Genomic DNA, 13,396 nt, shown 5'->3' with positions numbered 1-13,396 from the left:
ACAGCAAGCCGCACGCGGCCATGCTGTCGTGCGGCCGATGCGCGGAATCGAAGCGTCGATAACAGATCCGATTCCACGCACCCCACCGCACCTGTGTAGCAGTCACGCAGCAGGTGTGTCAGCTGCGCTTAGAACTTGTAGCTGGCTTCCAGCGCATACCGACGGCCGAACACCTGGTAGCCACCATCGTCCTGATTGGCAAGGCGATTGGGCTTGTTGTCGGTGTAGGCGCGCAGCGGTTCGTTGGTGAGATTGCCGGCCTGGAAGCGGAAGCTGAGCTGCTTGCTGTACTGCCAGTTCAAGCTCAGATCCACCGTGCCTTCGCTTTGCAGACGTGCAAGACGCGCCGCATTCCAGCCGTACACCACGGTGTAGGGGCTGTGGTACTTGTAACCCACGCGCGCTTCGAAGCTGCCGTTGCTGTACCAAAGATCGAAGGTGCCGGTCTTGCGCGCCAGCCCGCTCAGCGGCAGCGGGTTGTCTGCTGGCGAGAATTCCTTGAGGTTGGAATCCACCAGCGAGAAGTTGGAATAGACGCCGAAGTTTTCCATATTGGGGATGAAATAGAACGGCGTCTGGAAGGTGAGTTCCACGCCATTGATATGCCCGCCGCCGCCATTGAAGGGCGCGCTGACCAGGTAATCCAGGCCGTTGATGATTTCGCGGTCGGTGCGGTAGCCGATGCTGGAATCCACCTCCTTGCGATACACCGCCAACGCCGCCAAGGCTTCCTTATGGAAGTACCACTCGTAGGACACGTCGACCTGGGTGGCCTTGAACGAGTCCAGCTGCGGGTTGCCGCCGCTGCCGGTGAGCTGGCCGACGGTGACGCTGGGGTCGTCCAGGCGACGGCCGGTGCGCAGCTCGTCCAGCGGCGGACGCGCGATGACCTTAGCCACCGCAAAGCGCAGGATGCGCTGGTCGTCGATCAGGAAGTTGAGCGTGGCGCTGGGCAGGACGTCGGTGTATTCCTTGCTGTCGGTGCTGGGCTGGATGGTGCTGCCCACCGAATCGAACCCGTCGCTGGTGGTCTTGGTGTTGACCAGGCGCACGCCGACATTGCCGGTGACATCGGTGCCGAACAGTTGCGAGCTGAAGACCGCCTTGGCGAAGGCTTCGCGCACATCTTCCTTGACGTTCCAATGGTCGAGCAGTTGTTCGTCGAGCGTGCCCGGATCGAAACCGCCAAAGCCCACCCGCGCGATCTCGGCCATGTTGCCGCCGGTCAGCGTGGGCACGTTCAAGTCGGGCATGGTGACCGGATAGATCAGGTCCTGGTATGCCGCGATCGGTTGATCGAATCCGGACTGGTTGCCGATGAAGCGGCGGTTCTGTTTTTCGCGTCGTGCCGCGCGCGCACCGAACTCCAGCGAATTGAACGGACCTGCGTCCACCGCGCGGCTGGCGTTGAGCGCCAGCGCGGCGATCTTGTCGCGCAGCGCCTGCGGCTCGGTCTGGCCGTTGATGCCCCACTCGGGCGTGTCCGAGCTGGTGCTGATGGTGGGGGTGACGCTGCGGCGGAAATCGAATGAAACGGTGTCCGGGTTGCTGCCGAAGCGCACGGCCTGCCAGGTGTTGTCGCGCTTGGCCTGCGAGAACGACAGGTCGCTGCCCAGCGTCCACACATCGCCGCTCCACTTGGCGTTCAAACCGCCGGCGGTCAGCGTCTTGACCTCGTTGTAGTGGCTGACCACATGGTCGACCTGCAGGTTGGAATTGGCCAGGGTGCCGGCCACCACGTCGCCGTCGACGATGGTGTAGGAGGAGCCCGGCGTGGTGTACGGATTGGCGCCGGTCGAGAAGGTGCTGAAGGCCAGGCCGTTGAACCAGTTCTGCAACTGGTCTTCGTCGATCTCGATGCGCGAATACAGGCCGTCGAACTTGAGTTCGAAGTTGCCCGAGCGCCACTGCACGGTGCCCATCGCACCGGTGCGGGTCTGCTCGGTCAGCTTGAGCTGGTCGGCTGCGCCGAAGGGGGTGGGGTCCACGGTGCCGTCGCCATCCACATCGCGCGAGGTGGCGGCATCGGTATAGCCCCAGCTGCCGATCGAGGAGTTGGCGTTTTTCTGCTTCTGATAGGTGGCGCCCAGTGCCACCGCCAGGTTGTCGTTGATCTTGTGCACCCAGCTGGCGCCGAGGCGGCTGCCCCACGGGCTGTAGCCGTCCACATCCTTGGCGTGGTCGTAGAACACCGGGCCGGCGGTGCCGACGAAGCCGGGGCCGGTGTAGTCGAGCGGACTGATGGTGGAGATGTCCACGGTGGCGGCCAGGCCGCCGGCGACCAGATCCGCCGACTGGGTCTTGTAGACCTTGACGGTGGAGACGATCTCGGTGGGAAACACTTCCCAGCGCACCGCGCGGTTGGGTTCGGAGGAGGCGATCTCGCGGCCGTTGACGGTGCCCATGGTCATGCGCGGGCCCAGGCCGCGCACGGTAGCCAGGCTTTCGTTGCCGCGGTCGCGGGTGCCGTTGACGCCGGGCAGGCGCACCAGCGCTTCGGCCACGGTGACATTGGGCATCTGGCCCATGTTGTCGGCCGAGATCACTTCCATGACGTGATCGGACATCTGCTTGGTCTGCACGGCCTGGTTGAGGCTGGCGCGCTGGCCGATCACGGTGATGTTGTCCAGGGTCACCGGCGCCTGGCCGCTGGCGGCGCTGCTGCTGGTGGCCGGCGGCGCAGCAGGCGCGGTGTCCTGGGCCTGCGCACTGAAGGCGGTGGCCAGAACCAGGGCGATGGTGGTGCAGAGGACGTCGCGGACCGGCGTGCGGCGCAGGCGCCGGCTGGCCGAATGGCCGGTGTGGTGAACAGGCATCGGTTGATCCCTCCCAGGACAAAGTGACCGAATGAATGGTGGCGGCTGCCGTGGCCCACCGGCGCCGGCGTGGGTCTGGCGCGGTCGAGCGGGCATGGCGGAGTGGTGCGGTGCTGTATTACTGGAGCGTTGGTTGCCGTGGCGCTGCGGCGAACGATGTCGCGCTGGCGTCCCCTTGTCCTGCATGTGTCCGCTTCAGGGTAGAAGCGCGAGTCATTCCATTCCAATGAAGCATTTTGCGGTAGCTATCTCAGCTTGGAATGCTGCGCTGCAGCGCTAGCGCCTGCTTGGTCACACTTCCGCGGTGGGTGCCTGTTTCACCAGCCGAAGTTGCCCAGGGTGCCGCCCCGGCACCGTGGTCTCGCCGCTAACGTGTGTTGGCGGCGAGCCGGGGCAATGCAGGGAAGGCGCGCTGCACGCAATCGCTGCGCTCGCAGGTCAGGCATCCCGGGCCGATCGGCACCGCATCGTCCACCGCGCCCAGATCCCAGCCGCGCGCATATACCAACTGGTCGGCATGGCGCAGGTCGCAGCCCATCGCCAGCGCGAAGGTCTTGCGCGGGCGGCCGTAGCCCGGCGCGCCGCTGCTGACCTGCCGCGCCAGCCAGAAATAGCGGCGTCCGTCGGGCATGCGCGCGATCTGGGTCAGGATGCGGTCGGGCTGGTTGAATGCCTCGTACACGATCCATAGCGGGCACGCGCCGCCGACGTGCGAGAAATGAAAGTCGGTGGCCGAGTGGCGCTTGGAGACGTTGCCGGCCCGATCCACCCGCATGAAGAAGATCGGCAGCCCTGCCGCCCCCCGTCGCTGCAGGGTGCTGAGCCGATGGCACACTGCTTCGAAGCCAACCCCGAAGCGGTCCGCCAGCCATTCGATGTCGTAGCGCGAGCGCTGTGCGCTGTGCAGGAACTGGCTGTACGGCATCACCAGCGCGCCGGCGAAATAATTGGACAACCCGATGCGCGAAAGCGCGATGCGCTCGGCATCGGCGAAGCCGGCATCGGCAATGCGCGCGTCCAGCAGCGGTGCGCATTCCAGCAATGCCAGCTGCGCGGCCATCTGGAAAGCCTGCTGGCCTGGGCGCAGATGCGCCGGCAGCCACAGCACGCGCGCCTGCGCATCCACGGCGCGCTTGTCGCTCTGCAGGTCGGTGGCCTCCTGCACGAGCAGGCCGTGGCGATCGGCCAGGCGTTGGCGCAGCCGCAGCGGCAGGTTTTCCGGGGTCAGCCCCAGTTCGGCATACAGCGCCTCGGCATGTTCATCCAGTTCGGGCAGGTAGTTGTGCGCGCGGTTGAAGTAGTCGCGCACCTGTTCGCCGGGCGACAGCGAGGGCAGGGCGGCGTGCTCCACCCCGATCTGCACCTCCAGCGCAGCATTGCGCTCGAGCAGCTGCTGATGGGCGCGATGCAGGTCCAGTAGCGCCTGCGCCACCTGCGGCAGGTTGCCGGTAAGCGCACGCAGCTCGGCCGGCGACAACGTATGGCCCAGGCTGCGCAGCGATTCGTCCAGCGGTTCGACCAGCGCGGCCGGGTCGTCCAGGTCCAGCAGGCCGTCCAGATCGCCCAGCGTGGCCTTGAGCCGCTGCTGGATCGCCAGGGTGAGCGGGCGCTGGTTGCGCTCGATCTGGTTGAGATAGCTCGGCGACAGCCCAAGCCGGCGCGCCAGCTCGGCCTGGGTCAGGCCGTGGCGCTGACGCAGCCGCTGCAGGCGCAGGCCGAGCTGGTGGCGGAACGGGGACTGCGACTGGGGCATTCGCAATATTCGCAAAATTGTGCCGCCAGCTTAGCGCGATTAAGCAGATGCTTGCTGGGAATGCGAGTGCGCGCTGCGAACAATGCGAAGAACTGGGCCGTCCGGCCCGATGTCTTCTATGAGCGAGCCCTGCAATGAGCGAATCCGTCCCCCGCGTGTCCCTGTTGATCGACGGCGAGTTGGTGGTCTCTGCCAGCGACCGTTGGCAGGACGTGGTCAATCCGGCCGACCAGTCGGTGCTGGCGCAGGTGCCGTTTGCCACCGCCGCCGAAGTGGACGCGGCAGTGGCCGCGGCCAGCCGGGCCTTCGTCAGCTGGCGCAAGACGCCGATCGGCACACGCGCGCGCATCTTTCTGAAGTACCAGCAGCTGATCCGCGAGCACATGCCTGAGCTGGCCGCGCTGCTGAGCGCCGAGCAGGGCAAGACCCTGGCCGATGCTGAAGGCGATGTGTTCCGCGGGCTGGAAGTGGTGGAGCACGCCGCGGCGATCGGCAACCTGCAGCTGGGCGAGTTGGCCAACAACGTGGCCAATGGCGTGGATACCTACAGCCTGCTGCAGCCGTTGGGCGTGTGCGCGGGCATCACCCCGTTCAACTTCCCGGCGATGATTCCGCTGTGGATGTTCCCGATGGCCATCGCGACCGGCAACACCTTCGTGCTCAAGCCCTCCGAGCAGGACCCGATGGTGACCATGCGGCTGGTGGAACTTGCGCTGGAAGCCGGCATTCCCAAAGGCGTGCTCAACGTCGTGCATGGCGGCGAGGACGTGGTCAACGCGCTATGCGATCACCCGGACATCAAGGCGCTGTCGTTTGTCGGCTCCACCAAGGTGGGGACGCACGTCTATCGACGCGCCTCGCTGGCCGGCAAGCGGGTGCAGTGCATGATGGGCGCCAAGAATCACGCCGTGGTGTTGCCGGACGCCAACCAGGAGCAGACCCTCAATGCGATGGTCGGCGCCGCATTCGGTGCTGCCGGCCAGCGCTGCATGGCGGCGTCCACGCTGGTGCTGGTGGGTGAAGCGCGCGCGTGGATTCCGCAGCTGGTGGCCAAGGCCAAGGGCTTGAAGATTGGCGCCGGCAACGCCCCGGGCACCGAGGTTGGCCCGCTGATTTCCTGCGCCGCGCGCGAGCGGGTGGAAGGCTTGATCGCCTCCGGCGTGGAGCAGGGCGCCACGCTGGAACTGGATGGTCGCGCCCCGAGCGTGCCGGGGTTCGAGCAGGGCAACTTTGTTGGCCCGACCATCTTCTCCGGCGTCAAACCCGGCATGCGCATCTACGACGAAGAAATCTTCGGGCCGGTGCTGGTGATTCTGGAAGCCGCCACGCTGGACGAAGCCATCGCCTTGGTCAACGCCAATCCCAACGGCAACGGCACGGCGTTGTTCACCCAATCCGGTGCGGCCGCGCGGCGTTTCCAGGAAGACATCGACGTAGGCCAGGTGGGCATCAACGTGCCGATTCCGGTGCCGGTGCCGCTGTTTTCGTTCACCGGTTCGCGCGCTTCCAAGCTCGGCGATCTGGGCCCGTACGGCAAACAAGTGGTGATGTTCTACACCCAGACCAAGACTGTGACCGCGCGCTGGTTCGACGACGAAACGCTGGGCCACGGCGTCAACACCACCATCTCTCTCAAGTGACCCGATCGCCATGAATGCAGCCATCCAGCTACACCCCAACGCAGCCGATCTGAACGACGAGCAGGAGGCCTTCCGCGCCGCCGCGCGCGACTTCGCCGACAAGGAACTCGCCCCGCATGCCGCGCAATGGGATGCCGAAGGCCACTTCCCGCGCGAGGCGATCACCAAGGCCGCCGAACTCGGCTTTTGCGGCCTCTATACCGACGAAGGCGTGGGCGGCCTGGGCATGCGCCGGCTCGATGCGGCAGTGGTATTCGAGGAACTGGCCACGGTCGATCCGTCCACGTCGGCCTTCATCAGCATCCACAACATGGCCACCTGGCTGATCGCCAGCTACGGCACCGACGTGGTGCGCGCGCAGTGGGGCGAGGCGATGACCAGCGGCGCCAGGCTGGGCTCGTACTGCCTGACCGAACCGGGCAGCGGTTCGGATGCAGCGTCGCTCAAGACGCGTTCGCAGCGCGACGGCGACAGCTACGTGCTCAACGGCAGCAAGGCCTTCATTTCCGGCGCGGGCGCCACCGATGTCCTGGTGGTGATGGCGCGCACCGGCGACGACGGTGCGCGTGGCATCAGCGCGTTCGTGGTGCCGGCCGACGCGCCCGGCATCAGCTACGGCCGCAAGGAAGAAAAGATGGGCTGGAACAGCCAGCCCACGCGCGGCATCACCTTCACCGACGTGCGCATTCCCGCCAGCCATCTGCTGGGCAAGGAAGGCGAGGGCTTCAAGATGGCGATGAAGGCCCTGGACGGTGGCCGCATCAATATTGCCGCCTGCTCGCTGGGGGCCGCGCAGGGCGCGTTGGACGCCGCGCGTCGCTACATGGGCGAGCGCCGCCAGTTCGGCAAGAAACTGGCCGATTTCCAGGCCCTGCAGTTCAAGCTGGCCGACATGGCCACGCAACTGGTGGCCGCGCGACAGATGGTGCACACCGCTGCGCGCAAGCTCGATGCCGGCAGTCACGATGCCACGGTGTGGTGCGCGATGGCCAAGCGCTTCGCCACCGATGCCGGCTTTGCCATCTGCGACGAAGCCCTGCAGATCCATGGTGGCTATGGCTATATCCGCGAGTATCCAATCGAACGCCTGCTGCGCGACAGCCGCGTGCATCGCATCCTGGAAGGCACCAACGAGGTGATGCGCATGATCGTGGCGCGCCATCTGCTCAATGGCGAGGAGGAACTGCGATGAGCGACTGGGAAGCACACGCCCATACCGGCTTGCAGGTGCAGCGCGACGGCCATGTGGCCATCGTCACGCTCAGCAATCCACCGGCCAATACCTGGACCGTGCACAGCCTGGCAGCCTTGCGCGACCTGGTGCGCGCACTGGATGCCGACCGCAGCGTGTATGCGCTGATCATCACTGGCGAAGGCGACAAGTTCTTCAGCGCCGGTGCCGACCTCAAGCAATTTGCCGATGGCGACAAGGCCAATGCGCGGGAGGCTGCGCGCCGCTTCGGCGAGGCGTTCGAAGCCTTGAGCGCGTTTGGCGGCGTGTCGATCGCGGCCATCAACGGCTATGCCATGGGCGGCGGACTGGAGTGCGCCTTGGCCTGCGATCTGCGCATCGCCGAGCAACACGCACAGCTCGCCTTGCCCGAAGCCAGCGTCGGCCTGCTGCCATGCGCAGGCGGCACCCAGAACCTGCCGCGTCTGGTGGGCGAGGGCTGGGCCAAGCGCATGATCCTGCTCGGCGAACGCATCGATGCCACCACCGCCCACCGGATTGGATTGGTGGAGGAAGTGGTGGGCAAGGGCGAATCGCGCGCGCTAGCGATTGCCTGGGCGCAGCGCGCCGGCAAGCAAAGCCCGGCCAGTGTGGCGGCCTGCAAGCGGCTGGTGCAGGCCACCCGCCACGGTACGCATGCTGCCGCACTGATTGCAGAGCGCGAAGCCTTCGTCGACCTGTTCGAGCACGCCGATCAGGCCGAAGGTGTTGCAGCGTTCCTGGAAAAACGCGCACCGCAATGGAGCGCGCGGTGATGGTGGAGACCAGCACAGCTGATCAGGCACCGGTACTGTTCGAGCAACGCGAGTGCACCGATGGGCATCGCATCGGCATTGCGACCTTGAACGCACCCAGGACGCTCAATGGCCTGTCGTTGCAGATGGTGCGTTTGCTCGACACCCAATTGCGTGCGTGGGCCGATGACGCCCGGATTGCCTGCGTCGTGTTGCGCGGCGCGGGCGAAAAGGCGCTGTGTGCCGGCGGCGATCTGCATGGCTTGTACCAGAGCATGCGCGCGCATCGCGACGCGGTACCCGACGCTGCGCTGCGGCAGGCAAGGCCGCAGGACAATGCGCACGCCGCGGCATTCTTCGAAGAAGAATATCGGCTGGACTATCGCATCCACACCTATCCCAAGCCGTTGCTGTGCTGGGGCCACGGCATCGTGATGGGCGGCGGCATCGGGCTGATGTCCGGCGCCAGTCATCGCGTGGTCACCGAGCGTTCGCGCTTGGCCATGCCCGAGATCAGTGTGGGTCTATTTCCCGATGTCGGTGGCAGCTGGCTGCTGCGCCGCGTGCCGCAGGGCGCCGGGCTGTTTCTGGCGCTCACCGGCGCGCCGCTCGACGCGAGCGACGCCATCTACGCCGGGCTGGCCGATGTACGCCTGGAGCACGCGCAGTATGCGGCGGTGCTGGATGCCTTGAGCGCACATGCATGGACAGGCCATGCCGACGAGGATCGCCTGCAACTCAGTGCGTTTCTGCAGGGCATTGCGCAACCGATGGAGCCCGGTCCGCTGCAGCTTCATGCGCAGCTGATTGCACAGCTGGTGGCCGGCGAATCGCTGGAGCAGGTCGTTGCTGCCATCGTGGCCCTGCAAAGCGAAGATGCCTGGTTGCAGGCCGCGCGCAGCACCCTGGCGGCAGGTGCGCCAGGTTCGGCGCGGCTGGCGTGGGAACTGCATCGTCATCCCGACACCGCGACACTGGCCGACACGTTTCGCATCGAGTACGTGGTCGCGCTGCATGCCGCCGCGCACGGCGATTTTGCCGAAGGCATCCGCGCGCTGCTGATCGACAAGGACCGCCAGCCGCACTGGCAGCCGGGCACCTTGGGCGAGGCAGACGCGCAGTGGGCTGCCGGTTTTTTCACCGCACCCTGGTCGGCGGCGCAGCATCCGCTGGCAGATCTGCGTGCACGCCAGGCTTAGCCGCAGCGTATGCCGCAGGCGATGATTGCCGCTCCGCGTGCCGCAGTCATCGCCTGCGTTGCTCCAGCGCCGCGCGCCATCGTCCTGCCTGCGCGCAACCACCCCGTTTGATAGTTGCTCCCTCCTGGAGATCGCACAATGAGCAAGATCGCCTTTATCGGCCTGGGCAATATGGGCGGCCCGATGGCCGCCAACCTGATCAAGGCCGGGCACCAGTTGCGGGTATTCGATCTGGTGCAAGGCGCACTGGACGCCGCATCCGCCGCCGGGGCCCATGTCGCCGCCTCGGCGCTCGACACCCTGGCAGACGCTGAGATCGTCATCTCCATGCTGCCCGCCAGCCGGCATGTCGAAGGGCTGTATCTGGGCGAGGGCGGCCTCCTTGCGCAGATTCCGGCCGGAGCGTTGGTCATCGACTGCAGCACCATCGCACCGGTGTCCGCAGGCAAACTGGCCGACGCTGCGAGCGTGCGCGGGCTGGCGATGCTGGATGCGCCGGTCTCCGGTGGCACCGCCGGCGCCAGCACCGGAACGTTGACCTTCATCGTTGGTGGCGATGCCGACGTCCTGGAACGCGCGCGTCCGGTGTTGCAGGCCATGGGCAAGAACATCTTCCACGTGGGCGGCAACGGCGCCGGCCAGGTGGCCAAGCTCTGCAACAACATGGCCTTGGGCGTGATCATGGCGGCGACCGGCGAGGCACTGGCGCTCGGCGTCGCACAGGGCCTGGACCCGGCAGTGCTGTCGCAGATGATGGCGGTCAGTACCGGCCGCAGCTGGGCCACCGAAGTCTGCAATCCGTGGCCGGGCGTGCTGCCCAACGCACCGGCCTCGCGCGGCTATACCGGCGGCTTCGGCAACGACCTCATGCTTAAGGACCTGGGCCTGGTGGCCGAATCTGCAGTGCGGGCCGGCGTGTCGATTCCGCTGGGTGAGCTGGCGCGCAACCTGTATGCCATGAACAGCCAGGCCGGCAACGGCGCGCTGGATTTCTCCAGCGTGGTCAAACTGGTGGCCAAGGTGTAGACCGGTGCAACCTCGCAACGCGTGATGCGTGGCGGCTGCATATCGGCAGGTGATGTCATCGCATCACCTGCAGGTGTAATAGTCTCCGCCGGCGCGCGCGCCTAAGGTGCGCGCATTGCATACGGCTAGCGCACCCATGGGACACGACCACAACCACGCCCCCACCGAGATCCGTCACGAAGCGCCGTTGTGGTGGGCGCTCGGCCTGACAGCCACGTTCCTGGTGGCCGAAGTCATTGGCGCGTTCGTGTCCAACAGCCTGGCCTTGCTGTCGGATGCCGCGCACATGGCCACCGACACGCTCGGTTTGATGATCGCGTTGCTTGCGGTGCGCCTGAGCCGCCGCCCGGCGGATGCGCGCCGCACCTACGGCTATGTGCGACTCGAGGCCTTGGGTGCCCTGGTCAATGGCGCGCTGCTGTTTGGCGTGGGCGGCTACATCCTGTGGGAGGCGGCGCAACGCTTCCGCGCGCCACAGGACATTTCCTCCAGCGGCATGCTGCTGATCGCCGGGCTGGGCCTGGTGATCAACCTGATCGCGATGAAGTTGCTGCACGCCGGCAGCGGCGAAAGCCTCAACGTCAAGGGCGCCTATCTGGAAGTCTGGAGCGACATGCTCGGCTCGGTGGCGGTGATCATCGGCGCGCTGCTCATCCGCTGGACTGGCTGGCACTGGATCGACCCGGTGCTGGCCGTACTGATCGGCCTGTGGGTGCTACCACGCACCTGGGTGCTGCTGCGCGAAGCGATCAACGTCCTGCTCGAAGGCGTGCCCAAGGGCATCGACCTGGCCCAGGTCCGCGATGCCCTGACCAGCTACCCCGGCGTCGACGACGTGCACGACCTGCACGTCTGGGCGCTGGCCTCCAGCACCCCGGCACTCACCGCGCACGTAGTGGTGGGCGAATCGACCGACCGCGACCGCCTGCGCGACGCACTCGGCACGCTGCTGCACGACCGCTTCGACATCGCCCACGTCACCTTGCAGGTGGAAAGCGGCGACTGCGGCACCGACCCCTGCGGCTCCCCGGCCAGCGCCCCGCAGCACGGGCATGTCGGACATGACGGACGCCAGCATGGGCACTCGCATGGGCATGGTGGTCATCACCACCACTGAGGCATTGCAATACTCGAAGGGGCGGTGCGTGGGCCCTTCCGTAACGCTTGAAGCGTTTCCGGACATCTGTATCGAACTCGCATTGCTGTATGCAGGTGTCGCAGCGGCGTCTCTGCCGATGAGGAGCGCAAACACAAAAAAGCCGCCATGGGCGGCTTTTTTGTGTATCAGACCCTGTCGATCAGATCAGCCCCGCCTCACACCACCGCCTCCCGCAACACCGGCAAGTCCCAGCCCGGGCGCGGTGCGAAGCGTTCGCCGTAGCGTGCATGCAGCGCTTGCAGGCGTTCCAGCAGGGCGTCGGCGCCGACACTGCGGATGTGCTGGATCGGGCCGCCACGGAAGGGGGCGAAGCCGGTGCCGAAGATGACGCCGGCATCGAGCAGGTCCGCGTCGGCCACCACGCCGTCGTGCAGGCACGCCACCGCTTCGTTGAGCAGCGGCAGGATCAGCCGGTCTTCCAGGTCAGCCGGCACCACATAGCCGCTGGCCACCTCGGGTTTGACCGCGCGCCCGTTTTCCCACTTGTACAGGCCCTGGCCGTCCTTCTTGCCGCGCTTGCCTGGCTCTACGGTCGCCAGTGCGGCCGGGATCGGCAGGTGCAGGAACGGCGCCAGCTCCGCACCGACGCCGGCGGCCACATCCAGACCCACGGTGTCGATCAGTTCGATCGGCCCCATCGGCATGCCGAACTTGACCGCGGTCCTGTCCAGCACCGGGCCGGGAATGCCTTCGGCATAGGCGGTGGCCGCTTCGAGCAGGTAGGGGAACAGCACCCGGTTGACCAGGAACCCCGGCGTGCCGGCCACCGGTACCGGAAACTTGTCCAGCGCCTTGCAGAACGCCGCCAGGCGCGCCACGTTGGCCGGGTCCAGACCGTCGTGCTGCACGATTTCCACCAACGGCATCATGGCCACCGGATTGAAGTAGTGCAGGCCGGCGAACTGCGCCGGGCGCTGGATATGACCACGCAACTCGGTGAGCGGAATCGAAGAAGTATTGGTCGTCAGCAATGCATCGGGCTTGAGCTGCGGTTCGATCGACTGATACAGCTCGCGCTTGGCCTGCGGGTTCTCGATGATCGCCTCGATCACCAGATCGGCTTGCGCCACGCCTGTGCCGGACAGGTCGCCACGCAGGCGCGCCGCCACCGCCGGCCGCTTGCCTTCGTCCTTGACGCGCTTGGCGAACAGTTCGCCGCCACGGCCCAGGGCCGTATCGATGAAGCGCTGCTCGCGGTCCTGCAGCGTGACCTCGAAGCCCTTGTAAGCCGCCCACGCGGCGATATCGCCGCCCATCACGCCGGCGCCGATCACATGCACATGGCGAATCGGCGGCAGCGCGGCGGCGCCCGCCTCTTTGCCACCGAGTGCCTTCAGGCGTTCGGTGAGGAAGAAGATGCGGATCAGGTTGCGCGCGGCCGGGGTGCTGGCGAGCTTGACCACTGCCTTGCGTTCGGCCGCAAGGCGCGCCTGGATACCGCTGCCACCGGCACGTTCCCAGACATTGATCAAGGCATAGGGCGCCGGGTAATGCTCCTTGCGCGCCTTGCGTGCGACCTGCTTGCGCATCTGCGGCGCCAGCAACTTGCGGGCGAGCAAGGTGTTGGTGGCCCACGCAGTGGCGCGCTGTTTGAGTGGCCGCGTGGTGCCGGCGAGTGCCAGCGCAGCGGCCACATCGACCAGCACGGCAGGCGCCGCGACCTTGTCCACCAGGCCCATCGCACGCGCGGCCTTGGCCGAGACGGTGCGCCCGGTCAGCATCAGGTCCATCGCTGCCGGCGCGCCGGTCAGGCGTGGTAAGCGGGCGCTGCCGCCCCAGCCGGGAAAGATGCCGAGCTTGGTCTCCGGCAGGCCGATGCGCGTGCTTGCGTCATCGGA

9 protein-coding genes are annotated in these 13,396 nt (G+C 66.6%); 6 read left to right on the top strand and 3 right to left on the bottom strand.

Annotated features, from left to right (window positions below; genetic code table 11):
* Window positions 1–128: 128 nt before the first annotated feature.
* Entirely contained in the window at window positions 129–2,816 is a 2,688-nt protein-coding gene (locus OZ10_RS08480; RefSeq protein ID WP_039564502.1) for a TonB-dependent receptor, read from the bottom strand.
* Between the two features lie 367 nt (window positions 2,817–3,183).
* Window positions 3,184–4,569, bottom strand: a complete 1,386-nt coding sequence (locus OZ10_RS08475) for a helix-turn-helix domain-containing protein (protein ID WP_039564500.1) — start codon at window positions 4,567–4,569, stop codon at window positions 3,184–3,186.
* Window positions 4,570–4,703: 134 nt separating this feature from the next.
* Here OZ10_RS08475 and OZ10_RS08470 point away from each other — a divergent pair, with 134 nt between their 5' ends.
* The 6 genes from OZ10_RS08470 (at window position 4,704) to OZ10_RS08445 (ending at window position 11,516) form a co-directional block, all read left to right on the top strand.
* Entirely contained in the window at window positions 4,704–6,209 is a 1,506-nt protein-coding gene (locus tag OZ10_RS08470) for a CoA-acylating methylmalonate-semialdehyde dehydrogenase (protein ID WP_039406695.1), read from the top strand.
* Between the two features lie 10 nt (window positions 6,210–6,219).
* Entirely contained in the window at window positions 6,220–7,401 is a 1,182-nt protein-coding gene (locus tag OZ10_RS08465) for an acyl-CoA dehydrogenase family protein (protein WP_039564498.1), read from the top strand.
* The gene (locus OZ10_RS08460; protein ID WP_039564497.1) at window positions 7,398–8,195 is read left to right on the top strand and encodes an enoyl-CoA hydratase; all 798 of its coding nucleotides are present in this window, start codon (window positions 7,398–7,400) and stop codon (window positions 8,193–8,195) included. The genes OZ10_RS08465 and OZ10_RS08460 overlap by 4 nt, the downstream gene beginning before the upstream one ends.
* Window positions 8,195–9,373: an enoyl-CoA hydratase/isomerase family protein gene (locus OZ10_RS08455; protein WP_039564513.1), complete on the top strand. Its 1,179-nt coding sequence runs from the start codon at window positions 8,195–8,197 to the stop codon at window positions 9,371–9,373. Before OZ10_RS08460 ends, OZ10_RS08455 begins: the two co-directional genes overlap by 1 nt.
* Window positions 9,374–9,511: 138 nt before the next feature.
* A complete protein-coding gene (mmsB, locus tag OZ10_RS08450; RefSeq protein ID WP_039406685.1) occupies window positions 9,512–10,399 on the top strand; it encodes a 3-hydroxyisobutyrate dehydrogenase in 888 nt (295 codons plus the stop codon).
* 136 nt (window positions 10,400–10,535) lie between these two features.
* Window positions 10,536–11,516: a cation diffusion facilitator family transporter gene (locus OZ10_RS08445; RefSeq protein WP_039406682.1), complete on the top strand. Its 981-nt coding sequence runs from the start codon at window positions 10,536–10,538 to the stop codon at window positions 11,514–11,516.
* Window positions 11,517–11,713: 197 nt separating this feature from the next.
* Here the strand turns inward: OZ10_RS08445 and OZ10_RS08440 are convergent.
* On the bottom strand, window positions 11,714–13,396 hold a 1,683-nt coding region (locus OZ10_RS08440; protein WP_039564496.1), incomplete at its 5' end, for a 3-hydroxyacyl-CoA dehydrogenase NAD-binding domain-containing protein.

This window comes from Xanthomonas cannabis pv. cannabis (genome assembly GCF_000802365.1).
In the GTDB taxonomy this organism is placed as follows: domain Bacteria; phylum Pseudomonadota; class Gammaproteobacteria; order Xanthomonadales; family Xanthomonadaceae; genus Xanthomonas; species Xanthomonas cannabis.
This window is presented reverse-complemented; position numbering and strand designations above follow the sequence as displayed.